The following is a 21,309-nucleotide window of genomic DNA, read 5'->3' as shown; positions in this document are numbered from 1 at the left end:
CGGGTTTGCTCGGTAGAATGAATTCCATTCTTTTCTTATGGCGCTCAAGTGTACATCTGAGTTCAATTCTTTTGGTATCCCCCTGAGGTTGTTAATAGAATGCATCTCGGAGTCGCTTACCAGGCCGGGATATCGTGTTTGAACTTGTTGCTCCACTGCGTGGTGTACCACGACTTTTCCCTCCGTTTGAGGGTTTTCCTCAAAGAAGGTTTTTTTGTAGTTGTTGGAGGATGACTCTCCAAAGCTTGCTGGTTTGTTTAGTTGATTTGTTCTTGGGGCGACTCTGACGTTTCCAAAATTAGACCCTAGTGTTCTGTCTCAGATAAATCGTTCTCTTTAATCGCCTCCTTGGCACGCTGGATCTTGCGCAATATGTCCTCACCCTTTGCGCTCCAGACATACCGACAGGGTTGAGCGTTATGCAGCGCTAAAAACGTCGTGATGGAGCTTGCCAGTTCGCGCGTGGAACTGAAGCTGCCGTCACGTAGGTAAACGGTGATATCCCGGAAGAAGCGCTCAACCATGTTCATCCAGGAGCTTGAGGTCGGGGTGAAATGCATGTGGAAGCGCGGATGCCGCTTGAGCCATTCCTTGACGACAGGGTGCTTGTGGGTGGCGTAGTTATCCACGATCAAATGCAGTTGCAGCGTTTTCGGCGTTTCCCTGTTGATCTTCTTCAGGAAGGCCAGCCACTCCTGATGTCGGTACTGTGTTTCGATGCTGCTGATCAGCCGGCCTTGCAGATAGTCCATGGCAGCGAACAGCGTGAGGGTGCCGTGACGCACATAGTCATGGGTTTGCGTACGGATATGGCCGATGCCCAATGGCAAGCCGGGCTGCGTGCGTTGCAAGGCTTGAACCTGGCTCTTTTCATCGCAGCAGAGCACCAGCGCCTTGTCCGGTGGCGCCAGATACAATCCGATGACGTCCCAGAATTTCTCTTCGAAGTCAGGATCATTGGATAGTTTGAAGGTGCGGGTCAGGTGCGGCTTGATGTCATTTGCAGCCCAGATCCGCTGAACGCTGGCCGGCGAAATACCGGCGACACGCGCCATGCTACGACAGCTCCAGCGTGGTTGGCCGATACGCGGTTGAGTGACTTGCTCAAGCGTGCGTTTCAAGGCTTCAGCAGGCAGTGATGGCTTACGACCTCGCCCCGGCAGATCCACCAAGCCTTGCAGGCGCAGGGTTTGAAAACGCTTGCACCAGCGAGTAACGGAAACCAGGGAGAGCCCTGTCAGTTCAGCGATTTCTCTACGTGAATGACCTTGAGCAGCCAGCAGAATTACGCGTGCACGGCGACCGTCGCGTTGGCTGATGGTGGCCGAGCGAACCCGCCGGTTCAGCTCAATCTGCTCATCATCACTGAGCACGATGTCTTGAGAGTTCATAGCTTCACCCCACATCCCGGCTGGCTATGGAAGCGTAGCTCAAATGGAATATTTATTTTTGAGACAGAACACTAGAGCTATGGGATCCTGCCCCACAAACCGCCCCACCACCGGATCGTAATACCGGAAGGTGTTGTAGTGCAGCCCCGTCTCCGCATCGAAGTACTGCCCCTGGAACCTCAGGTTCTGCTCGATCTCTTCTGTCGCATAGCTTTCCACTTCCCCCCAGGCCTTGTAGGTGGCCTGCCACACTCGTTGGCCGTCCTCGTCGCTGACGTCCAGCGGCGTGCCGATCTGGTCGGTGTGGAAGTAGTAGACGCGCTCGTCGTCTCCTTGCCGGTCGACGCGGGCCAGCGGGGCATAGCTGTCGGGCTCGTAGAGGTACAGGCTGTCGCCGTTGGCCTTGCGTTCCTGTAGCAGCCGCAGTCCCTGCCAGAGGAAGTCGGTTCTCGTCGTCGTGCCGTCGACCTGGACGGCCTTGGCGGTGCGTCGGCCCAAGCTGTCGTAGTGGTAGCGCCCTTCGCTGACCAGGTTGCCGTCGCGGTAGGTACGGGCGCGGGTCAGGCGGTTTTCGCAGTCGTATTCGAAGTGTTGTTCCAGGTGTGCGCCGGGTTTGCGCATCACCATATTGCTCTAAGAGCCGTATGGCGTCTTTGGTGTGAAATATGGCCCCGGATACGAAGTTGGGGCCATCAAGTATGAGTTTCCAAATTTTTAGAGAACTGTGGCCGACTGAGCTCAGAGCATCCTCTGGCCTTCGAAAGGATTCCAACCTTGTTGGCCTTTGACCTGCTTGAGGTAGTAGGCGTAGTTGGTGATAACGGCGTAGCAGGCGGCGAAGCCCATGCCGATACCTTTATCGAGGGCGAGGGGAATCTCGATGCCGGTCAACACCTCGAACAATCCCTCGAGAATGCCGATCGTGAAGATGATGCCGAGCATGACCAGGTTCTTCTTCCACAGACCGAGGACGAACCAGTAGATGGGGCCGAAGAAGAAGGCCAGGATGCTGGCGTTGATCAGGATGCGCTTGCCGAAGGGCAGGGCACGCAGGGCCTGCCTGTAGGTTTCGCTGCGCGGGCCGCCGTGCTGGTCGTAGAAGGCGAAGCGCTCCTGCCATTTGGGTTTGAGGTTGCCTTGGCTGGGCTGGGTTTGCGGGATGCTTTCCATGGGACCTCCTGTCTGGGTTATCCGTATGGAGAGTAGTGGCTCAGGCCTTCTTCAGCCGTGCCGCGGCGAGGAAGGTCACCAGCACCGTGGCGAAACCCCAGAGGGCCGGGCCAACGGTTGGAACGGGACGCAGCACGAAGAAGCCAACTGCCGCCGTGGCTACGGCGGCAATTACGGCGACTTTCTTGTCGGCTGTGATGCTGAACTTGTTGTTGCACTGTTTGCATTCCCTGGCGCCGCCGGGTTTGGATGGGCCCATGATGGCGGGGGAGAAGGGATTGATCGAGGTGGAGCAGTGAGGGCACTTCATTAATGAATTCCTTTTATCAGATAGTATTTCTTGAGTACTACTGGTCTATTTTTTCAAATATAAGTTTTATATTTTTCTGTTTTGCCATGGATTCAATGTTCTCGGATACTATTGGGTCTAGCCAAATAATATCTGCTATAAAAAAGAAATTTGATGATCCTATTTTTTTTTCGTCTAGGCGTAATTTCTTGATTCCTTTGGCTTGAAAATTGCTCGGGGGTTCTCCGTTGGATATTCTATTTAGAATTAATTGCTTTCCTGAGTACTCGGAGTTTTTATAGTCAAAACATGGTTTCTTTTCATTTGAATGGATTAGGAAGTATTTTTTTTCTACTTCTTTTTTACTGAAATATAAAGCTTTGGATGGAACTATTGTAAGGTCATGTTGAAAGGTTTCAAATATGTCTTTCAAGCCCTCAGAAGCAAAAAAGGCACCGCATGTAGTTAGGAAGAAGTCGGAGTTGATTTTTTTTATGCTTTTATCTAGAGTTATAGTTATCTCCGTATTTTCTGATAGTAGATTTTTCCCGATCTGATAGTACTCTGGTAGTGATGGTGAAAACTCTACATCGGCGTCAATAAATTTTCCGTTAGGATCTTCATGGTGGAGAATAAAATATCTCATAAAATTTTCCTAACAAGTGGAACGCGTGCCTTGAGGTCTAGTGTCAGTACTTTGTAGTCGTAAAACATCGGCGCCTAAACTCATTCTCATACTTCTCTCCACAGCGCCTATTTTGCTAAGTATTTGTTTGTCGGATGCGGCAGCAAGATTACCTATTTTTTGCTCCGCAGTAAGAAGCCTTGTGCGTGCGGCATCATAATATGAGCCTAAGTGGCCACCGCTGTGAAGAGGCTTGCCGGTTGCAAGAGACTCAGCTGCTGTCATTGGTAGCGCTGTACCATTAGTTGCTCCGTTTGGATTATATATCCCTCGGTTTATTGCTTCTTGAATGAGGTTTGAGCGATTGGCTACGTTAGTGGGAATTAGGTGATGCGCAGCGTAACCACTAGGAACCGGGTTCCCTGCTTTAGCCATTGCTGCCGCAAGTTGTTGACTGGGCGATAACCCAAATGGGTCCACCCATGTAATGGGACTGGGTGCATAAGAATATAAATTCTCGCTACCAATCAGTCCGATGAGATCTTGGGAGCCAAACCGCCCCACCACCGGATCGTAGTACCGGAAGGTGTTGTAGTGCAGCCCCGTCTCCGCATCGAAGTACTGCCCCTGGAACCTCAGGTTCTGCTCGATCTCCTGTGTTGCATAGCTTTTCACTTCCCCCCAGGCTAGGTGGCTGCCATACCGTTTGCCATCCTCGTCGGTGACGTCCAGCGGCGTGCCGATCTGGTCGATGTGGAAGTAGTAGGTATGCTCGTCGTCTCCTTGTCGGTCAACGCAGGCCAGCGGGGCGTAGCTGTCGGGCTCGTAGAGGTAGTAGAGGTACAGGCTGTCGCCGTTAGTCCGATGTTCCTGTAGCAACCGCAGCCTTGCCGGAGGATGTCGGGTCTCGTCGTCGTGCCGTCGACCTGGATTGCCTTGGCGGTGCGTCGGCCCAAGCGGTTTTCGCAGTCGTATTTGCCTGGTATGCCTGTTGCCCTAGGGACATAGTCGTTGCGCTGATCAGGCGTCTCTAGGTGCACAGCACTTCTCGATATAAATCGCTATGGTTGACGTCACTGTTCGGGCTGTTTGGTGATATCGTGCTGGATAATAGTGTCTTCTAAGAAGATTGATATCCAAGTATCCATTACAGCCCAGAAACTAAGTCCACCCTCCGCACTGTCTGGTGATTCATGCCACCAGATTGATGCATTCTCGCTATCCAACTCTGGGGTAACGCAAAGGTAATCGCCTGCACCATTATGAAATATTCCCGTCAGTTCGGACGGAAAGTTTGGATTATTGCCATCGTAAAGATCCATTATACTAACTTGCTGCTCAATAGGGAGTGGTCCCATGGCTCTAGATGGATGAAATGTAAAACCGTTATGTAGATTTATATAGAATTCTTGAATGTCTTGGGGGAGTTTGTGTATTTTGTTTTCTAGAGAACTGTTGGCCGGAACAGGAGAGTGTCCTATGTAGAAGTAATAATCATCGGTATCTTCGAATATGTAAATGAGTTTTGGTTCTTTTTCTGCAATTAGGGCTGTTCCAATGAGGCATTTTTCTAATAAGTTATAGGTCCATGGGATGCGGTTTTTATATCTTCCCCACTCCGCAGGAATCCAAGGGGAAGAAGCAGATGTCAGGCCAAAATTTTTCCAATTGGGAGGGTACTGGTAGTTTGAGGGAACTTCATTTGATGAGGTAAATATAATTGAATCCTGAAACTCGTGTTTTAATTCGGCTTTTAGTTTTTCAAAGTTAGCCATGGCTAATTTCCTGCGCTTTGCTCTTCAAGTAGGTCGTAAATTTGTCTCTGGAGTTTGGGTTCCATCTCCTCTGCTTTTTTCATCATACCGTCGCGGAAATTTGCGTCAACCTTGATGCCTTCTTTTTTGTATTCAGTCCATTCGGCAAAGGATTTAGCACCTTTGGATGTGTTTGCTGTTTCACTCAGTCCAGTGAAGTTGTCAGGATTGTTGAGAACTTTCAGTTGGTTCTGCTCGGTTAACTTAGAGAAACCATCCATCTCGGAGATCTTCTTCATGGGAACAATATGGTCTGCGTGAAGCGGTTTTGTAATCTCAAGCCCAGGAAGTGCTGGGTCCTTCATCGGCAGTGAAACGTCTTTGTTTACTGCTTTCTGAATCGCTTTGCTTGGAGTTTTGCTGCGAAGTGTACTGTATAGCTCTGAGGATATACCTTTGTTTTGACCGGAGGGGAGCGTAGGACGTTTGGCGATCTTTACATTTCCTAGATTCGACCCAAACCCTTCGACTTTTATCTGATATCTGGCATCGAACCATTTCCCGCCTTTGCCTCCCACCAGGCCGCCCAAAAAGGCCCCTCCCAAGGCCATCAGTTTTTGCCCGTCAGAACCTTCCCCCCAAATTTTTCCTCCTAACCAATATCCTCCGGCTCCTCCGGCTATTCCGCCTGCTAGCCCCAGAAGAATAATTCCGGGACCTGCACCTAGGAGCACTGCGCTACCAATTCCCAAAGCGAAGACAGCCACATGCAGCCATCCAGGCACTTCTGGATCTATCTCGTCTGTCTGATAGGTTCCACCGCCTATGAAAACGTTAGGGGATCCAGCACTGATCTTTCCATCACAAGTTGTCCGATCATTGACGCGGGCGGCCGGTTGTCCATTGATCCAAACAGTACTGCTGCCTTCGGCAATTAGCTGAGGGCCGCTATGTTTGTCGCATCCAACCTTGCTCAAATGCGCTCTTGCGGCAGCAATGCCGTTGATGAATACGTTGGCCGAGCCGCTAATAATCTGTCCAGCGACGCTGCAGAAGCTGGAGAGACTCCCGATAACCTCACCGATGCCTGCACCAGCTGCCGCCGCTGCTCCTACGATAGCCACCGCGGCCAAACCGCCTGTCCCAACGATAGCTAAGCCGACTAAAGCGGCTCCTGCCCCGATGGCTAGACCGGTCAGTAGTCCACCTAGAGCACTTGAGTGCTCTATGGGGTCGTCCTTACGTGCGGCTGCTGTCATGGCTGTTCGGAGTCTTGCTGGTTTGACGCGAGCTCAATCGAGGCGAGGAAGGCACGAAAACTATCCTTCTCTTCCTCTGTCATACCGAGAGGGTTGCTACTTGTGCCGGTAATCTGTAGCAGCAGGAGATTGTCTAGTTCGTCCTTATGCATGAAAAGTACTTGGAGTTGATGGACTGGTCGGCCCTGCTGGCGCCAACGATATTCGACCGAGCGTGCATCCGTACCTGCTATGGTTGTTTCTGCCAGTGGCTCGATGAGACTGAAGTTCGGTAGGCTATTTTCAACCTCTGTCAGAAGCCGTTGGGCCACGATTTCGAGTTCATCTTCATGTTGTACGGTGCTTCGCCCAATGACGATGGAAAATGGGCTTGGACCTGTCTCTGATTGGGTCAATACGTGGAATGTCTTGTCCAGATAGCCGGTGGGGCGTACGAAACTCAGTTCATTGGTATGAAAGCGAGGAGGTGCTGGCGCTTGCAGCTCTTCTGTGACCTCGTTGGATTCCGTTTCGCTTTTGCGGTAGCGCTGAAGTCTGTCGTAGATATTCTCAGTCATGAGTTGTTCCCTCCCTGAAACTGGTGGTTCATTCGTTCAGATTGATCCGATTGCTGCCTATGACGTGGACGGTCACCCCCGACAGAGTGATCGTTCCGTTCTGCTCCAGTGTCAGAGAACTACTGCCTACTTCCAGCTTGATGGAGGTTGCAGCGGTGATCGTGACTTGCTTCTGCTCGACGGTGAGATTGAAACCGCCTTCCTGGACTGTAATTGATGTGTCCTTCTTGATGGTCTCGGTATGGGTGCCGCCGACGCTGATGCTGCGGTTGTTGCCGACGTTGTGGGTCTCGTCCAGTTCCACCTCGGTATCCATGAAGCGCTCGGCATGGATGATCACCTGCTCGGCGCCTTGCTTGTCCTCGAAGCGGATGAAGTTGGCGGCGGCCGCGCCGCTCTTGGTCGAGCGGGTGAGGAAGCCGCTCTGGGTCTTGTTCTCCGGCAGCGACCAGGGCGGCATGTTCTGGCTGTTGTAGAGGCTGCCGGTGACCAGCGGGCGGTCCGGGTTGCCGTCGAGGAAGGAGACCACCACCTCGTCGCCGACGCGGGGGATCTGGATGCTGCCGAAGCCGCCGCTGGCCCAGGCCTGGGCCACCCGCACCCAGCAGGAACTCTTGTCGTCGCGCTGGCCGTAGCGGTCCCAGTGGAATTGCAGCTTCACCCGGCCGAGGCTGTCGGTGAATATCTCCTCGCCGGGCGGGCCGACGACGATGGCGGTCTGCGGACCGGAGATGAGCGGGCGTTCGGTTGTGGGGTGCGGGCGATAGGGGATCTTGCGGCGGATGCAGGTGAATTCGTTGGCGTAGTGCGCCTCCTTGCCGCTGAGGTAGTTGTTGCTGCCGCCGTGCTGGATGAAGAGCAACAGGAACTGGCGGTCGTCGGCGCTATCGTTGTCGTGGTCGTAGTGCTGCAGCAGTTCGAAGGTGTGGCCGATGCTCATGCCGCGGCAGTTGCTCGCGCCATGGAAGGTCTTGGCCTGTACTTCCAGTGCTTCCAGGCGGTTGCGCACTAGGGCTTCGCCGTCGTCATGGGTGCCGTGGGTGTAATGGCCGGGGAAGTCGAAGAGCTCGAAGGCTTCGACGTCGCCCTGCTGGTTGACACTGTCCAGGCCTACCTGGAGCAGGTTGCCCGGCTGCTTGTAGTCGAAGGTCTGCACTGCCACGCGGCCGGACTGCAACTGGCGCTGGCCGCTCCAGCCGGTGATGGAGTCGGCGGTCTCGGTGACCGAGGCGCTGTGGTAGCGGATCTGCGGCTGCGTCGGCAGCGGCTTGAGCAGGGTGGAGTCGTCCATCACCACCAGGGTGTGTTGCTCGTTTGTGTGCTCGAAGTAGTAGAACAGGCCTTCGGTATCCAGCAGGCGCTGGACGAAACTGAGGTCGCTCTCGCGATATTGGGTGATGTAGCTGTGCGGCTTGAGAGCCTTGCTCAGGCGGAACTCGAACTTGGGCAGTTCGCCGTAGCCGGCGAACACCTGGGTGATCACTTCTTCCACGGTCTTGTCCTGGAAGATGCGCGAATCGAAGCGCCGTTCGAGCATCCATAGCCAGGGGCTGAGCGTCGCCGAATAGTAAGCCAGGCCGCCATCGCTGCCATTGCTGGCGAAGTACGTGATATAGCCGTGGATCGGCCGCGAGCCGCCGTCGGCCAGTTCGATCTCCAGCAGCGCTGGCTTGCCGATCAGCGACTTCAGTTCGATGTGGGCGTCCTGGCTGATCAGCGCGAGGTTGAAGCTGAACAGATGGGACAGCCTTTCGCTGCCGGTGAAGTGATCGAGCAGCAGTTCCTGGGTGGACTGCAGCGGCGTGGTCAACTTCACCAGCCGCTGGTTCTGCGGGACGAAGAGGGCGGCAAGATCCATCAGCATGTCTTTCTCCTGCGTGATACCGGGGCCGCGCCGGGGGCTGCGGCGAAGTCTTTCAATGGGGCGGTGGCGTTAGCCGGGCGAACAGTCGGGCCAGTGGGGAGTGGGCGCGCCACTGGCGGATTTCCTCGATGTCCTCGAAGGTGTAGGTCGTTTTGAGTTGGCGCTCTTCGGCACTCAGGCGGGGCAGTCCCGAGATGACCTTCCGGTAGTAGAAGAACATGTACAGTCCGAGGGATGCGCACAGGCCCATGATCCAGAGTGGCAATTCCGCCTTGTCGCTAACCAGTGGGTAAAGCGCACAGGAAAGGCCGGTACCCAGCATGGCCAATCGGTCGTACCTGCCGGGTGAGTTGAAGCAGACCACTCGCTCCCGGCGCGAATCGAAAGGGAGCCGCCGGTAGCGGATGTGCTTCATCGCTACGTACAGCAGCATGCAGAAAAGGGCGACGGCAATGCTCAGCAGGAAGGTTTTCTCGTCGCTCCAGTAAACGACCGTGTCGCCGTATGTGCAGAGCATCATGATGCCCAGGATGGGGGCGGTGGACAGGTTCAGGAAAAGATACCAGCGGGCATAGCGGGTGAAGCTCTCGTTGACGTAGGTCTGGTACAGGGCCATGACCAGTGCGGCGACGAGGCTGAGCAGGTAGGGCACGAGCAAGAATGGCAAGGCCAGGACCATGAACCCCGACATCATGGCGACATAGAGAAAGAAGGCCAGCCCGCTGCGGCGGATTCTCCAGAGGGAGGTGTCGATCATTCAACACCTCCTCTTGCCCAGGGCATTGTCGAGCCGGACGAACAGCCGGGTGCTGTAGGTGCGAGAGCGTCAGGCATGGATTTTTTCGATATTCCCGAAGTAGCGCACACCGTTCTTCCGCTCTGACGCCCGCAGTTGAGCGAAGGCTGCGATCGTATGCCTGACGGAAAGCATCATGATGACGGTGAGCACCGACGTCACTACCAGCACTAGCAGCAGCGTTACCGATAGCCAGCTTCTGGCTGCCGCGATGAGGGTGTGCGTGCTTGAAGAAAGCATGTCAGCATCCCTCTTTTTTGCGAAGGCGCTGCAGCCGTGCGACTATCCGGCCCAATAATGAGCGATTCCGCCATTCACGGATTTCGGCAATGTTTGGGAATGCGAAGCGGGTGTTCGCTCGCTGCTCTTCGGCTCTGAGGGTTCTGAGATCGAAAAGTGCGTAGCGATAGTAGTAAATGTTGCATAGACTGAGGCCAAGACAGAGCACTACCAATACATGGGGATAATATTCCTGGCCGCCAAACGTACCGCCGATCAGGGCTGCACCGCCACCCAACAGAAAAGGCCATCTGAAACGGCTTTCCGGTTCCCCATGGGAAGTCAACTGGCCATTTTCTACCGAGAATGTCCGGTGTTTCCAATCGTGCCGGCTGAGTAGCCAACTCAGTACAGCACTGATAACCAATGGGGCAAGAGTACCTGTCCACATTGCAACTGGCTGAGGTGAGTCGCATAGCACAGATGCAGCCAATCCCATTGTTGTAATGGGATAGATACTTAGCTTCAAGTACAGTGACAGGTAGGCGTAGTTGCTGAAGCTTTCGCTGAAGTAGAGCGTGAAGAATCGCCAGGCGATTAAGAAAAGCATTACCAACAGATATGGGATCAATAAGACAGGCACAATCGCAACCAGAAATCCGGCAAAGCAGATCTGGAGAATTAGGCTAGCCAATGTGCTGGTGCGTAGCTGGTCCAGGGAGCTGGAAATCATGGGTTTACTCGTATACGAGAGGTTCCGCGCTTCACCATAGCGATCTCTTGCCGGTTAGAGCATCACCGATTTTCTTGTCGAAGCCGGTCCTTGCAACCATGTGTTGAGCGGCTATGCCGAGCATCAAGCCTCCTGCAATTATTAAAATCGCAGGCCCACCCACCAAGCCCACCACTACTCCAGCAGCCAGTCCAGCGACATTGCCAACTTGGCTATATGCAGAGCGATTCAGGAACTCCTGGAAATCTTTTGATTCTTTGGCGTCGACATATGCTTGTGGCCCAATACTCAGAAGAGTTCCCACTGAGGTGCTACCTACTAATTTCCCAAAACCTTTGGTTCCGTACATCTTCGCGTCTATGAAGATCCTTTTCTCTAGTGTGCTAGCGATCCGTGACCGGGAGACTTGTATTGCGCCTCCGGAATAAAGGTCACCCAGGCGATAGAGCGATGCTGTTGCACTGGCTGGAATCTGGAACTTTAGGGCGTTGCCGGAATAGACTAGTTTGATGCGCCGATTGAACATCTTCCGAGTGCTGGCTTTACGGATTTGACCTCTTGTTTTGTGCCATCTCAGGAGCTCTTTCTTCAGCGGGCTCTTGATGTCAAGCAGGTCGATCAGCTTTCGAGTCTGGACTCCTGAATGAATCCCCCCGATTGTGCTGAGGATGGTTCCTGGAAGATTGGTAGGCGAAAACAACAACGGCCCCACCACCGGGATCGCCTCGGCCTGTTTGCGCAGTGCTTCCATTTCCTTCGCCGAGGTTTTGCCGGCTTGCTTCAGCTTGCCGAAGAGAAACACCAGCAACGCCAGCGATTCCTCGGCCTCTTCCGCGGGCATGTCGCCATCCGCCAGTTCGCCGGCGAGGAACATCGCCCCGCTGTAGTCATCGGTAACGTACTCCCCTCCGATGTTGACTTGCGAAGGGAAGGCCCGTGCCGCCACCACTTCCGGCCAGGGCAGCTCGCCCTCGCCGAGCAGGCCTTGCGGCCCCCGGCCCATAGGGTCTTCTCGGGTGCAGGGATAGAACGGGCCGCTCATGAGCAGCTACCCCAGGGGAGGTGGATGGTGTCGTTGTGGTCGTGGCGGGGCATGGTGCGAGAGCGGGGCAGGATCATGCCTGTCGATGTTCCGAGCTCCGTTTCGTATTCATGAAATGAATTCATGTTGTGCGTCCTGCAAAAACTTTATCCCCACTCATGGGATGCGAAGGAAAAACCGATAGAAACGAACTGTCAAGCGACAGGCAATAGTTGCCAATAGTGGCAATTTGACTTGTCTCCTTTCCCTAGTACTTCCCTGGAAGTCCCGCATTGAAAGGGTTTTGGCGGTATGGACTAAGATGACTCACTAGGCGATTGGTTCCCTGTGCTCCCAGCGCTTATCTCTCAAATGCGTGTAGGAAATTCGCTATTCGATGTATCAGAAATGATCCATTTCTCTGGCTTGAAAGTGTGACGTCGATCTCTATCATGAAAATTACTATTGCAGCGCAGCCCGCGTTTTCAGAGGGCTCCAGCCATTTGGCGGCATCGCTCGAGGTGGAGTGATTGATATCAAAAGAGTGTCTCGTGGCCATCATTGCCACCCTCCCATCATGCTGCGAAGAATAATTCGCATGTAGCCATTCGCCGGCTCCACAGTGGATCGTCACTAGCAATGACGCTACGCAGCGTGGTCCGGCGGGCTCCAGATCATCGATACAGCCGCTCTCGAGCGGCTGCTTTGCGTAGACGAGAATCAACGGGCCGCCCGTCAAGGGGGCCTCGAAGCAGGGATGGGAAGAGCATTCGCATGAGCCAGGGACTCGACATCGAGGCGTTGATTCGCCTGCGCAAGCAGACCCGGGCGATTTCCGATGCCTTGCGTTCGCAGGCTGCCGACTACCTGGCGACGCTGGCCATGCTGGTACGGCCGCAACACCTGTTCGGCGAGTACCTGCAGGGCGCGCCGCGCAGCAGCGGCCGGGAGACCCAGCACCATTTCAAGGAATTCAAGGAACTGTACGACCGTATCGGTTCCGCTGCGCCCTTCAGCCTTATCCACGAGCTGGAGGTGCCCCTCAACCTGCTCAACACCACCCCCGAACTGTACGCCTTGGAATACGACCTGCCGCTGGCCGGGCGCACGGTGCGGGTGACCAGCCCGACGCGCTGGGTGGTGGGTTTCCAGTCGTTCGAGCTGGAACGCTTCCGCAAGGTCATCAAGGACCCGAACCGCAGCAATGCCGAGCTGTACCGGTTCGTCATCCATTACCTGGTGCTCTTCTACTGCTTCAGCAAGTCCGGCGGCCTAGGCCGCCTGCTGTTGGGGCTGCGTTTCCCGGTGAGCTTCGAGCGCCTGAAGGAGTTCGGCGACCTGCCGTTCTGCGTGATCAGCTCGCCGGTGCGCTCGAGCCTGCCGGACGAGTCGGTGATCCGCAGCGCCACCGAGATTTCCGGCAACGCCACCTTCGAGGAACTGGTGAGCCGGGAAGACATCCTCGGCATGCAGGACGACATCCGCCAACGACTGCTGCAGACCGTCGAAGGCTTGTGAGGAGAAGGCCCGGCGTGCGCCGCCCGGCCGTAGTGACAGCGACAGGATTCGGAGAGGAGTCAGCAATGGCGAAGAAGGAAAGCACCCAGCACAAGCTCGACCGCGTTCGCGCGCCGCGCGTGCACATCACCTATGACGTGGACATCGGCGACGCCATCGAGAAGAAGGAACTGCCCTTCGTCGTCGGCGTGCTCGGCGACTACTCCGGCAACCCGCTGGAACCGCTGCCGCGCCTGAAGGACCGCAAGTTCGTGTTCATCGACCGCGACAACTTCAACAGCGTGCTCAAGGGGGTGCGCCCGCGCCTGACCTACCGGGTGGACAACACCCTGGCCAAGAACGGCACCCAGCTCGGCGTCGAGCTGAACTTCAACGCCCTGGAAGACTTCGAGCCGCAGAACGTGGTCAAGCAGGTGGAGCCGCTGCGCAAGCTGCTGGAGGTACGCAACAAGCTGGCCGACCTGCGCAACAAGATGGGCGGCAACGACAAGCTCGAGGAGCTGCTCATGGACGTGCTGCAGAACACCGAGAAGCTCAAGACCCTCGGCAAGGAGCTCGGCCGCGAGGCTGCTCTGCCGGGCGACGACGGCAAACAGGCCTGACCAGGAGTTCGACCATGACCGACCAACAAGCCGCGGCCCAGCGCAACACCGCCGTCGAGGAAGTCGAGGCCTTCGCGCCGCAGGCCTCGCTGCTCGACAGCATCATCTCGGAAAGCCGCGTGGCCCGTTCGGAGTCCGAGCGCACGCGTACCCGCGACCTGATCGGCGAGCTGGTCTCGCAGGTGCTGGAGGGGGAGATGACCCCCAGCAAGGACCTGATCGCCGTGCTCGACGCGCGCATCGCCGAGATCGACTCGATGCTCTCCGAGCAGATGAACGAGATCATGCATGCCCGCGAGTTCCAGCAGCTGGAAGCCTCCTGGCGCGGCCTGAAGTACCTGGTGGACCAGACCGAGACAGGCACCCACCTGAAGATCCAGATGCTCAACGCCACCAAGAAGGACCTGGTGCGCGACTTCAAGTCGGCCTCGGAATTCGACCAGAGCGCGCTGTTCAAGAAGGTCTACGAAGAGGAATACGGCACCTTCGGCGGCGCCCCCTTCGGCATGCTGCTGGGCGACTACGAGTTCACCCGCAGCCCCGAGGACATGTACCTGCTCGAAGAGGCTTCCCACGTCGCCGCCGCGGCCCACGCGCCCTTCATCTCGGCGGCCTCGCCGGAGCTGTTCGGCTGGGACTCCTTCACCGACATGGCCGGCCCGCGCGACCTGGCGAAGATCTTCGACACCGTCGAATACGCCAAGTGGAAGTCCTTCCGCAGTTCCGAGGATTCCCGCTACGTCGGCCTGACCGTGCCCCACGTGCTCGGTCGCCTGCCCTACGGCCCGGATACCGCGCCGGTGGAGGAGTTCAACTTCGTCGAGAACGTCGATGGCCGCGACCACAACAAATACCTGTGGATGAACGCCGCCTACGCACTGGGCACCCGCATCACCGACGCCTTCGCCCGCTACGGCTGGTGCGTGGCCATCCGCGGGGTGGAGGGTGGCGGTCTGGTGGAAGGCCTGCCGACCCATACTTTCCGCACCGACGATGGCGAGGTCGCGCTGAAGTGCCCGACCGAGATCGCCATCACCGACCGCCGCGAGAAGGAGCTGTCGGACCTCGGCTTCATCCCGCTGGTGCATTGCAAGGGCACCGACTACGCGGCCTTCTTCGGCACCCAGTCGGCGCAGAAGCAGCGGCAGTACAACACCGACATCGCCAATGCCAACGCGCGGCTGTCGGCCCAGTTACAGTACATCTTCGCCACTTCGCGCATCGCCCACTACATGAAGGCGATCATGCGCGACAAGATCGGCAGCTTCGCCTCGCGCAAGGACGTCGAAACCTTCCTCAACAACTGGCTGGCCAGCTACGTGCTGCTGGACGACACCGCCAGCCAGGAGGCCAAGGCCAAGTTCCCGCTGCGCGAGGCCCAGGCCGAGGTGGCCGAGGTGCCGGGCAAGCCGGGGGTGTACAAGGCGGTGACCTTCCTGCGCCCGCACTACCAGCTCGACGAACTGACCGCGTCGCTGCGCCTGGTCGCCGAACTGCCACAGTCGACCCGCGGCTGACCGCGAGCCCTTGCCAAGGAGTGGCAGCATGAGCAGCTCGCACAAACTGATGCCGACCCTGCTGGACCGGTTGCTCGACGACCAGCCCCACCAGCAGCGGGAGGCCCTGGACCAGCGCCTCTACTCGCTCGCCGAGTACAAGGCGCGGGTCGTGCGTGACCTGGAAATCCTGGTGAACACCCGGCAATGCCTGTTGGCCGGCGGCCTGGAGGCGTTCCCGCAATTACGCGGCTCGATCCTCGAATACGGCATGCCGGACTTCACCAGCAAGGGCGTGCTCAACCCCGAGGACCGCCTGCAGATCCAGCGCCAGCTGGAGCGTGCCATCGAGATCGGCGACCGGCGTTTCCGCAACGTCCGCGTGCAACTGCTCAACCAGCAGCTCAGCCAGCGCATGCTGACCTTCCGCGTCGACGCCCTGCTGCGTCTGCACGACGCCACGCGGCAGGTCTCGTTCGATGCGGTGCTGCAGGTGAACACCCAGGAATACAAAGTGCAGAACCTCAACTGATGCTCGACGACCTGCTTCCCTACTACGAGAAGGAACTGTCGCATCTGCGTTTCCTCGGCCAGGAGTTCGCGCGGCAGTATCCGAAGATCGCCTCGCGTCTGCTGATCGAGGGAGACAACTGCGAGGACCCGCACACCGAGCGTCTGATCGAGGCGTTCGCGTTCCTTGCCGCGCGGGTGCACAAGAAGCTGGACGACGAGTTCCCGGAAATAGTCGAGGCCTTCCTCGAGGTGCTGTACCCGCATTACCTGCGGCCCACGCCCTCGCTGTCGATCGTCGAGTTCGGCGTCGGCGAGCGCAGCCCCATCACCGGTCACTACCGCATCGAGCGGCACAGCCAGCTCAACTCGCGGGTGGTGGACGGGCAGACCTGCAAGTTCAGGACCTGCTACCCGGTGGACCTGTGGCCCATCGCCGTGCGCGAGGCCACTTTCGCCGAGCTGGAGCGCTCGGCCTTCAACGGCCACAGCGCCGACCTGGTGGCTCGCCTGCGCATCGCTCTGCAGTGCACCACCGAGGTGCCTTTCGGCAAGCTGGGCATCGAACGGCTGCGCTTCTTCCTGGACGGCGAAAGCACATTGATGCTGCCGCTCTACGAGCTGCTGTTCAACAACCTGGCGAAGGTCACCCTGGCCTTCGAGGAAGATGGCCGGCGTCGTGAAGTGGCGCTGCCGGCGGGTGTGCTCAAGCCGGTGGGCTATGCCCTGGACGAGGGCCTGGTGGACTATTCCGAGCGTTCCTTCCTCGGCTACCGCCTGCTGCACGAGTACTTCACCTTCCCCGACAAATTCATGTTCTTCGACCTCGAGGGGCTGGACCGGGTGCTGGCCGGCAAGCCGCTGCACGCGCTGGAGGTCAACTTCTACTTCGCCGACTACGACCTCGGCGAGCGCCTGGCGCGGCTGGCGCAGACCATCAACCGCAACCATTTCAAGCTGGGCTGCACGCCGGTGATCAACCTGTTCCGCCAGCAGGCCGAACCGATCAAGCTGACCCACGCCCGCCACGAGTACCCGGTGGTACCGGACGTGCGCCAGCAGACCTCGGTGGAGGTGGTGTCCATCGACCGTGTGCGGCGGGTACGGAAGGTCGGCAACCTGGACCAGGTGAGCACCTGCCACCCGTTCTTCGAGCCGCGCGGCGAACTGGACAGCCGCGCCACCTACTGGATCGGCCGGCGCCGGCCCTCGCAGCGCAGCCAGGACGCTGGCAGCGACATGTTCATCCGCCTGGTGGACCGCGAGCTGGAACTGATCGACGCTAGCGCCGACACCCTGAGCATGACCCTCACCTGCAGCAACCGCGACCTGCCAATGCTGCTGCCCTACGGTGGCGCCCAGGGCGATTTCAGTCTCGACCGCAACCCCGTGGTGCAGAGCATTCGCTGCCTGCGCAAGCCCACCGCCAGTGCGCGGCCGCCCCTGGGCAACGGGCTGATCTGGCGCCTGGTGGCGCACCTGGGACTGAACCACATGTCGCTGGTGTCCCACGGCCGCGAGGCACTGCTGGAGATGCTGGCGCTGTACGACTACAGCAACGCTTCGGCGGTGCGCAAGCAGATCAACGGCATCGCCGCCATCCGCAGCGAACCGGTGGTGGCGCGCATCGGCCATCCCCGCCCGAGCTTCGTGCGCGGCGTGGGCATCACCCTGGAACTGGACGAACAGCAGTTCATCGGCAGCGGCATCTTCCTGTTCGGCATGGTGCTGGACCACTTCTTCGGCCAGTACTGCTCCATCAACAGCTTCACCCAACTCACGCTGCGCAGCCGCCAGCGCGAGAAGCGAGTCGTGCAATGGCCTCCGAGAACTGGCGCGCAAGCCCTGGTCTGATCGACCAGGCGCGGGCCGAGCCTTACCGCTTCGAGTTCTTCCAGCTCGTGCGGTTGCTGCGCCTGCACTACAGCCGCGCCGGGCGCATCGATCCGGAAACGCGGCCGCACGACGATCCGTTGCGCTTCCGCTCGCAGCTGTCGCTGTGCTTCCCCGCCAGCGAGGTCAGCGACCTGCAGTTCGAGCGAGAAGGGCGGCGCTCGGCCAACGACCAGCCGCTGACCGACGTGCAGGTCACCTTCATGGGCCTGGTCGGGCCGTCTGGCGTGTTGCCGCAGCCCTACACCGAGCTGCTCATCGAGCGCCATGTGCAGCACCGCGACGACGCCGCGCACGCCTTCCTCGACATCTTCTCGCACCGCATGACGGCGCTGTTCTACGAAGCCTGGCAGAAGCACCGCTTCCACATCGAGTACGAGCGCAAGGGCGCCGCCGACTTCGAGCGCTACCTGCTGGCGCTGGTGGGCTTCGGCCCGCGTGCCCGGTCGCGCAAGTTCACCGAGGGGCAACCGCTGCGCCAGTCGCTGTTCAGCTACTTCTCCGGCCTGTTCGCCCAGCGCCCGCGCAACCCGCTGAACCTGGAGGCCATGCTCGGCTTCTACTTCGCTCTGCCGATCCGCGTGCGTCCCTTCAACGGCCGCTGGCTGGCCATCGAAACGTCGCAACGCACGCGCCTGGGCCGCGCCAATGCCGTGCTCGGGCAGAGCGCGGTCACCGGTCGGCGTACCTGGGACTACCAGTCCTGCGTGCGCATCGAGCTGGGGCCGCTGGCGCTGGAGGACTACCGGCGCTTCCTGCCTGGGCACGCCGACCACCAGCGCCTGGTGGAGCTGGTGCGCTTCTACCTGGGCGTCGAGCTGGATTTCGAGGTCGCCCCGCGCCTGCGCCGCGAGGCGGTCCCCCTGGCCACCCTGGGCCGTGGCGGCGAGTTGTCCCTGGGCCGGCTCGGCTGGCTGAAACGTCCCGGCGCGCACGCCGAACCCTCGCGCTGCGCGCTGTTCCGCATTCCTTACGATGGGGTCCGCCTGTGAACCTGAAATCCCTGTTCGCCAAGCTCAACGACAGCTGCCGCAGCGCCACCGAAGGGGCAGCCGGACTCTGCCTCGCCGAGCGCCACTACGACGTCGACATCGAACACCTGCTGCTGCAATTGCTGGACGCCGAGGGCAACGATCTGCAGGCCATCCTGCGTCACTACGAAGTGCGGCCCGACCGCCTGCAGGCCCAACTGCAACAGGCGCTGGCCGGGTTCAAGACCGGTAACACCCGTACCCCGGCACTGTCGCCGCACATCACCCGGCTGATCGAGCGCGCCTGGGTGCTGGCGTCCATCGAATACGGCGAGGCGCAGATCCGCAGCGGCCACCTGTTCCAGGCACTGCTCGACGACGCCGAACTGCGCCGGGTGGCGCTGGCCTCCGCGCCCGAACTGGAGAAGATCAACCCCGACGATCTGCGCCTGAACCTGGTGGCGCTCACCGAGGCCAGCGGCGAGGTGCAGCAGGCCCAGGCCGCGCCGCAACCGGACTCTGTCACTGCGGCCCCGGGCGCGTCTCGCGGCAAGACACCAGCGCTGGACCAGTACACCATCGACCTGACGCGCAACGCCCGCGAAGGTTGCATCGACCCGGTATTGGGCCGCGAGGCTGAGGTGCGGCAGATGGTCGACATCCTCACCCGCCGCCGACAGAACAACCCGATCCTCACCGGCGAGGCCGGCGTCGGCAAGACCGCAGTGGTGGAAGGCCTGGCCCTGCGCATCGCCCAGGGCGAGGTGCCGCCCCCGCTGCAGGGCGTGGCCATCCATACCCTCGACCTGGGCCTGCTGCAGGCCGGCGCCGGGGTCAAGGGCGAGTTCGAGAACCGTCTCAAGCAGGTGATCGAAGAGGTCAAGCGCAGCCTGCACCCGATCATCCTGTTCATCGACGAGGCCCATACCCTGATCGGCTCCGGCGGCCAGGCCGGACAGAACGATGCGGCCAACCTGCTCAAACCGGCGCTGGCCCGCGGCGAGCTGCGCACCATCGCCGCCACCACCTGGGCCGAATACAAGAAGTACTTCGAGAAGGACGCCGCCCTGGCCCGCCGCTTCCAGGTGGTCAAGGTGGAAGAGCCGGACGAGGACAGCGCCATCCACATGCTCCGTGGCCTGCTGGAGAAGATGCAGGCGCACCACCGTGTCGCCGTGCTCGACGATGCTATCGTCCAGGCCGTGCGCCTATCCAGCCGCTACCTCAGCGGTCGCCAGTTGCCGGACAAGGCGGTGAGCGTGCTCGACACCGCCTGTGCCCGCGTGGCCCTGGCGCAGGCGGCGCAGCCCGGCACGCTGGAGGATTGCCTGCGTGAAGGCGACAACCTGCGCGCCGAGATCTCCGTGCTGGAAAAGGAGAACGCCAGCGGCGCCGATCATGCAGCGCGCCTGGCCGAACTGAAGGCCGCCCTGGAACAGGTGCGCCAGCGCGAGGAAGTGCTGAAGGCGCAGTGGCAGCGCGAGCTGGAACTGGTCAAGCGCCTGCACGAATTGGAGGCCCGCGCGGAGGCGGGGGAGGGCGAGGCGCTGCGGGCGGACCTCGCGGCATTGCGTGCCGAGCTGACCGAGGTGCAGGGCGAGACGCCATTGGTTCACGCCCGCGTCGACGGCGGCACCATCGGCGAAGTGATCTCCGCCTGGACCGGCATCCCCCTGGGCAAGATGCTGCGCGACGAGATCGACACCGTACAGCGCCTGCCATCCCTGCTCGGCGAGCGCGTGCTTGGCCAGGACCACGCCCTGGAAGAGATCGGCAAGCGTATCCGCATTTCCCGCGCGCGCCTGGAAGACCCGAACAAGCCCATCGGCGTATTCCTCCTGCTCGGCCCCAGCGGTGTCGGCAAGACCGAGAGCGCCCTGGCCCTGGCGGACATCCTCTATGGCGGCGAGCGCAACCTGATCACCATCAACATGTCCGAGTACCAGGAGGCGCACACCGTCTCCAGCCTCAAGGGTTCGCCGCCGGGCTACGTCGGCTACGGCGAGGGCGGCGTGCTGACCGAGGCGGTGCGCCGCAAGCCCTACAGCGTGGTGCTGCTGGACGAGGTGGAGAAGGCCCACCCGGACGTGCTGGAGCTGTTCTTCCAGGTCTTCGACAAGGGCGTGCTGGACGACGGCGAGGGCCGCGAGATCAACTTCCGCAACACCGTGATCATCCTCACCTCCAACGTCGGCACCGAGCGGATCATGCAGTGGTGCCTGGGCACCGAGGCCGCTCCCGCTCCGGCGGAGATCGTCGAGGGCCTGCGTGACACCCTCAACCAGGTGTTCAAGCCGGCCTTCCTCGGCCGCCTGAGCATCGTGCCCTACTACCCGGTACAGGACGCCGTGCTGCAGCGCATCGTCGCGCTCAAGCTGGAGCGCCTGCGCCAGCGCTTCGAGCGCAACCACCAGGCCAGCCTGAACTTCGACGCCGAGCTGGTCCCGGCCATCGCCGCCCGCTGCACCGAAGTCGACAGCGGCGCGCGCAACATCGACAACATCCTGTCCGGGACGCTGATGCCGGAGCTGGCCCAGCGCGTCCTCGAGCGGATGGCCCAGGGCAAGCCCCTGCAGAGCCTGTCCGTACGCCTGGGCAAGGATGGCGATTTCGCCTACCGCATCCGCTGAGGACCGCCGCG

The 21,309-nt window shown here is 59.4% G+C and carries 21 protein-coding genes; 7 read left to right on the top strand and 14 right to left on the bottom strand.

All coding sequences use genetic code 11. The features are described from left to right. Window positions 1-305: 305 nt before the first annotated feature. The 14 genes from QSJ95_RS20420 to QSJ95_RS20355 all read right to left on the bottom strand — a co-directional run bounded on the left by QSJ95_RS20420 (window position 306) and on the right by QSJ95_RS20355 (window position 11,699). Window positions 306-1,391 carry an IS630 family transposase gene (locus tag QSJ95_RS20420; protein WP_285644927.1) on the bottom strand — a complete coding sequence of 362 codons (1,086 nt, stop codon included), beginning with the start codon at window positions 1,389-1,391 and terminating at the stop codon, window positions 306-308. 39 nt (window positions 1,392-1,430) lie between these two features. Further along, complete coding sequence (locus QSJ95_RS20415) at window positions 1,431-2,012, bottom strand: RHS repeat domain-containing protein (protein ID WP_352230823.1); 582 nt, start codon at window positions 2,010-2,012, stop codon at window positions 1,431-1,433. A 117-nt stretch (window positions 2,013-2,129) separates the two neighbouring features. Further along, a complete protein-coding gene (locus QSJ95_RS20410; RefSeq protein ID WP_285644925.1) occupies window positions 2,130-2,561 on the bottom strand; it encodes a DUF2628 domain-containing protein in 432 nt (143 codons plus the stop codon). A 40-nt stretch (window positions 2,562-2,601) separates the two neighbouring features. Then, window positions 2,602-2,871 carry a hypothetical protein gene (locus QSJ95_RS20405; RefSeq protein ID WP_285644923.1) on the bottom strand — a complete coding sequence of 90 codons (270 nt, stop codon included), beginning with the start codon at window positions 2,869-2,871 and terminating at the stop codon, window positions 2,602-2,604. A 37-nt stretch (window positions 2,872-2,908) separates the two neighbouring features. Next, the gene (locus QSJ95_RS20400; RefSeq protein WP_285644921.1) at window positions 2,909-3,496 is read right to left on the bottom strand and encodes a hypothetical protein; all 588 of its coding nucleotides are present in this window, start codon (window positions 3,494-3,496) and stop codon (window positions 2,909-2,911) included. A 9-nt stretch (window positions 3,497-3,505) separates the two neighbouring features. Further along, complete coding sequence (locus QSJ95_RS20395; protein ID WP_285644920.1) at window positions 3,506-4,354, bottom strand: RHS repeat-associated core domain-containing protein; 849 nt, start codon at window positions 4,352-4,354, stop codon at window positions 3,506-3,508. 194 nt (window positions 4,355-4,548) lie between these two features. Further along, complete coding sequence (locus tag QSJ95_RS20390) at window positions 4,549-5,250, bottom strand: SMI1/KNR4 family protein (protein ID WP_285644917.1); 702 nt, start codon at window positions 5,248-5,250, stop codon at window positions 4,549-4,551. Between the two features lie 2 nt (window positions 5,251-5,252). Beyond that, window positions 5,253-6,488, bottom strand: a complete 1,236-nt coding sequence (locus tag QSJ95_RS20385) for a PAAR domain-containing protein (protein ID WP_285644915.1) — start codon at window positions 6,486-6,488, stop codon at window positions 5,253-5,255. Then, window positions 6,485-7,045 carry a DcrB-related protein gene (locus QSJ95_RS20380; RefSeq protein WP_285644913.1) on the bottom strand — a complete coding sequence of 187 codons (561 nt, stop codon included), beginning with the start codon at window positions 7,043-7,045 and terminating at the stop codon, window positions 6,485-6,487. Before QSJ95_RS20380 ends, QSJ95_RS20385 begins: the two co-directional genes overlap by 4 nt. Window positions 7,046-7,073: 28 nt before the next feature. Further along, complete coding sequence (locus tag QSJ95_RS20375; RefSeq protein WP_285644911.1) at window positions 7,074-8,909, bottom strand: type VI secretion system Vgr family protein; 1,836 nt, start codon at window positions 8,907-8,909, stop codon at window positions 7,074-7,076. Between the two features lie 52 nt (window positions 8,910-8,961). After that, complete coding sequence (locus tag QSJ95_RS20370; protein WP_285644909.1) at window positions 8,962-9,666, bottom strand: hypothetical protein; 705 nt, start codon at window positions 9,664-9,666, stop codon at window positions 8,962-8,964. Between the two features lie 69 nt (window positions 9,667-9,735). Beyond that, window positions 9,736-9,945: a hypothetical protein gene (locus tag QSJ95_RS20365; RefSeq protein WP_285644908.1), complete on the bottom strand. Its 210-nt coding sequence runs from the start codon at window positions 9,943-9,945 to the stop codon at window positions 9,736-9,738. A gap of 1 nt (window position 9,946) precedes the next feature. Next, window positions 9,947-10,657 carry a hypothetical protein gene (locus QSJ95_RS20360; protein ID WP_285644906.1) on the bottom strand — a complete coding sequence of 237 codons (711 nt, stop codon included), beginning with the start codon at window positions 10,655-10,657 and terminating at the stop codon, window positions 9,947-9,949. A 31-nt stretch (window positions 10,658-10,688) separates the two neighbouring features. Further along, the gene (locus QSJ95_RS20355) at window positions 10,689-11,699 is read right to left on the bottom strand and encodes a hypothetical protein (protein ID WP_285644904.1); all 1,011 of its coding nucleotides are present in this window, start codon (window positions 11,697-11,699) and stop codon (window positions 10,689-10,691) included. Window positions 11,700-12,452: 753 nt separating this feature from the next. Between QSJ95_RS20355 and QSJ95_RS20350 the strand changes: the two genes are divergently transcribed. The 7 genes from QSJ95_RS20350 (at window position 12,453) to tssH (ending at window position 21,298) form a co-directional block, all read left to right on the top strand. Then, window positions 12,453-13,196, top strand: coding sequence for a hypothetical protein (locus tag QSJ95_RS20350; RefSeq protein WP_089394255.1), 744 nt, complete (start codon window positions 12,453-12,455; stop codon window positions 13,194-13,196). 65 nt (window positions 13,197-13,261) lie between these two features. After that, window positions 13,262-13,798 (top strand): type VI secretion system contractile sheath small subunit, encoded by a 537-nt coding sequence (gene tssB / locus QSJ95_RS20345; protein ID WP_285644900.1) that lies wholly within the window; start codon window positions 13,262-13,264, stop codon window positions 13,796-13,798. Window positions 13,799-13,812: 14 nt separating this feature from the next. Then, window positions 13,813-15,315, top strand: a complete 1,503-nt coding sequence (gene tssC, locus QSJ95_RS20340) for a type VI secretion system contractile sheath large subunit (RefSeq protein WP_285644898.1) — start codon at window positions 13,813-13,815, stop codon at window positions 15,313-15,315. 28 nt (window positions 15,316-15,343) lie between these two features. Next, a complete protein-coding gene (tssE, locus tag QSJ95_RS20335; RefSeq protein ID WP_285644896.1) occupies window positions 15,344-15,826 on the top strand; it encodes a type VI secretion system baseplate subunit TssE in 483 nt (160 codons plus the stop codon). Further along, window positions 15,826-17,658, top strand: a complete 1,833-nt coding sequence (gene tssF, locus QSJ95_RS20330; RefSeq protein ID WP_285644894.1) for a type VI secretion system baseplate subunit TssF — start codon at window positions 15,826-15,828, stop codon at window positions 17,656-17,658. The genes tssE and tssF overlap by 1 nt, the downstream gene beginning before the upstream one ends. Continuing rightward, window positions 17,622-18,689: a type VI secretion system baseplate subunit TssG gene (gene tssG / locus QSJ95_RS20325; protein WP_285644892.1), complete on the top strand. Its 1,068-nt coding sequence runs from the start codon at window positions 17,622-17,624 to the stop codon at window positions 18,687-18,689. The genes tssF and tssG overlap by 37 nt, the downstream gene beginning before the upstream one ends. Then, window positions 18,686-21,298 carry a type VI secretion system ATPase TssH gene (tssH, locus tag QSJ95_RS20320; RefSeq protein ID WP_285644890.1) on the top strand — a complete coding sequence of 871 codons (2,613 nt, stop codon included), beginning with the start codon at window positions 18,686-18,688 and terminating at the stop codon, window positions 21,296-21,298. Before tssG ends, tssH begins: the two co-directional genes overlap by 4 nt. The last annotated feature ends 11 nt before the right edge of the window (window positions 21,299-21,309 follow it).

Source organism: Pseudomonas sp. NBRC 100443 (assembly GCF_030268185.1).
Taxonomy (GTDB): Bacteria; Pseudomonadota; Gammaproteobacteria; order Pseudomonadales; family Pseudomonadaceae; genus Pseudomonas; species Pseudomonas citronellolis.
The sequence above is the reverse complement of the archived record's forward strand: the minus strand, read 5'-3'. Positions and strand labels throughout refer to the sequence as shown.

Bases quoted from the DNA above. Each gene is read 5' to 3' on its own strand.
- QSJ95_RS20355 (WP_285644904.1), bottom strand. From the start codon at position 11,699: ATGAGCGGCCCGTTCTATCCCTGCACCCGAGAAGACCCTATGGGCCGG.
- QSJ95_RS20350 (WP_089394255.1), top strand. From the start codon at position 12,453: ATGAGCCAGGGACTCGACATCGAGGCGTTGATTCGCCTGCGCAAGCAG.
- QSJ95_RS20390 (WP_285644917.1), bottom strand. From the start codon at position 5,250: ATGGCTAACTTTGAAAAACTAAAAGCCGAATTAAAACACGAGTTTCAG.
- tssE (WP_285644896.1), top strand. From the start codon at position 15,344: ATGAGCAGCTCGCACAAACTGATGCCGACCCTGCTGGACCGGTTGCTC.
- tssG (WP_285644892.1), top strand. From the start codon at position 17,622: ATGGCCTCCGAGAACTGGCGCGCAAGCCCTGGTCTGATCGACCAGGCG.
- QSJ95_RS20370 (WP_285644909.1), bottom strand. From the start codon at position 9,666: ATGATCGACACCTCCCTCTGGAGAATCCGCCGCAGCGGGCTGGCCTTC.
- QSJ95_RS20385 (WP_285644915.1), bottom strand. From the start codon at position 6,488: ATGACAGCAGCCGCACGTAAGGACGACCCCATAGAGCACTCAAGTGCT.
- QSJ95_RS20420 (WP_285644927.1), bottom strand. From the start codon at position 1,391: ATGAACTCTCAAGACATCGTGCTCAGTGATGATGAGCAGATTGAGCTG.
- tssB (WP_285644900.1), top strand. From the start codon at position 13,262: ATGGCGAAGAAGGAAAGCACCCAGCACAAGCTCGACCGCGTTCGCGCG.
- QSJ95_RS20360 (WP_285644906.1), bottom strand. From the start codon at position 10,657: ATGATTTCCAGCTCCCTGGACCAGCTACGCACCAGCACATTGGCTAGC.
- tssF (WP_285644894.1), top strand. From the start codon at position 15,826: ATGCTCGACGACCTGCTTCCCTACTACGAGAAGGAACTGTCGCATCTG.
- tssC (WP_285644898.1), top strand. From the start codon at position 13,813: ATGACCGACCAACAAGCCGCGGCCCAGCGCAACACCGCCGTCGAGGAA.
- QSJ95_RS20400 (WP_285644921.1), bottom strand. From the start codon at position 3,496: ATGAGATATTTTATTCTCCACCATGAAGATCCTAACGGAAAATTTATT.
- QSJ95_RS20375 (WP_285644911.1), bottom strand. From the start codon at position 8,909: ATGCTGATGGATCTTGCCGCCCTCTTCGTCCCGCAGAACCAGCGGCTG.
- QSJ95_RS20405 (WP_285644923.1), bottom strand. From the start codon at position 2,871: ATGAAGTGCCCTCACTGCTCCACCTCGATCAATCCCTTCTCCCCCGCC.
- QSJ95_RS20415 (WP_352230823.1), bottom strand. From the start codon at position 2,012: ATGCGCAAACCCGGCGCACACCTGGAACAACACTTCGAATACGACTGC.
- QSJ95_RS20410 (WP_285644925.1), bottom strand. From the start codon at position 2,561: ATGGAAAGCATCCCGCAAACCCAGCCCAGCCAAGGCAACCTCAAACCC.
- QSJ95_RS20380 (WP_285644913.1), bottom strand. From the start codon at position 7,045: ATGACTGAGAATATCTACGACAGACTTCAGCGCTACCGCAAAAGCGAA.
- QSJ95_RS20365 (WP_285644908.1), bottom strand. From the start codon at position 9,945: ATGCTTTCTTCAAGCACGCACACCCTCATCGCGGCAGCCAGAAGCTGG.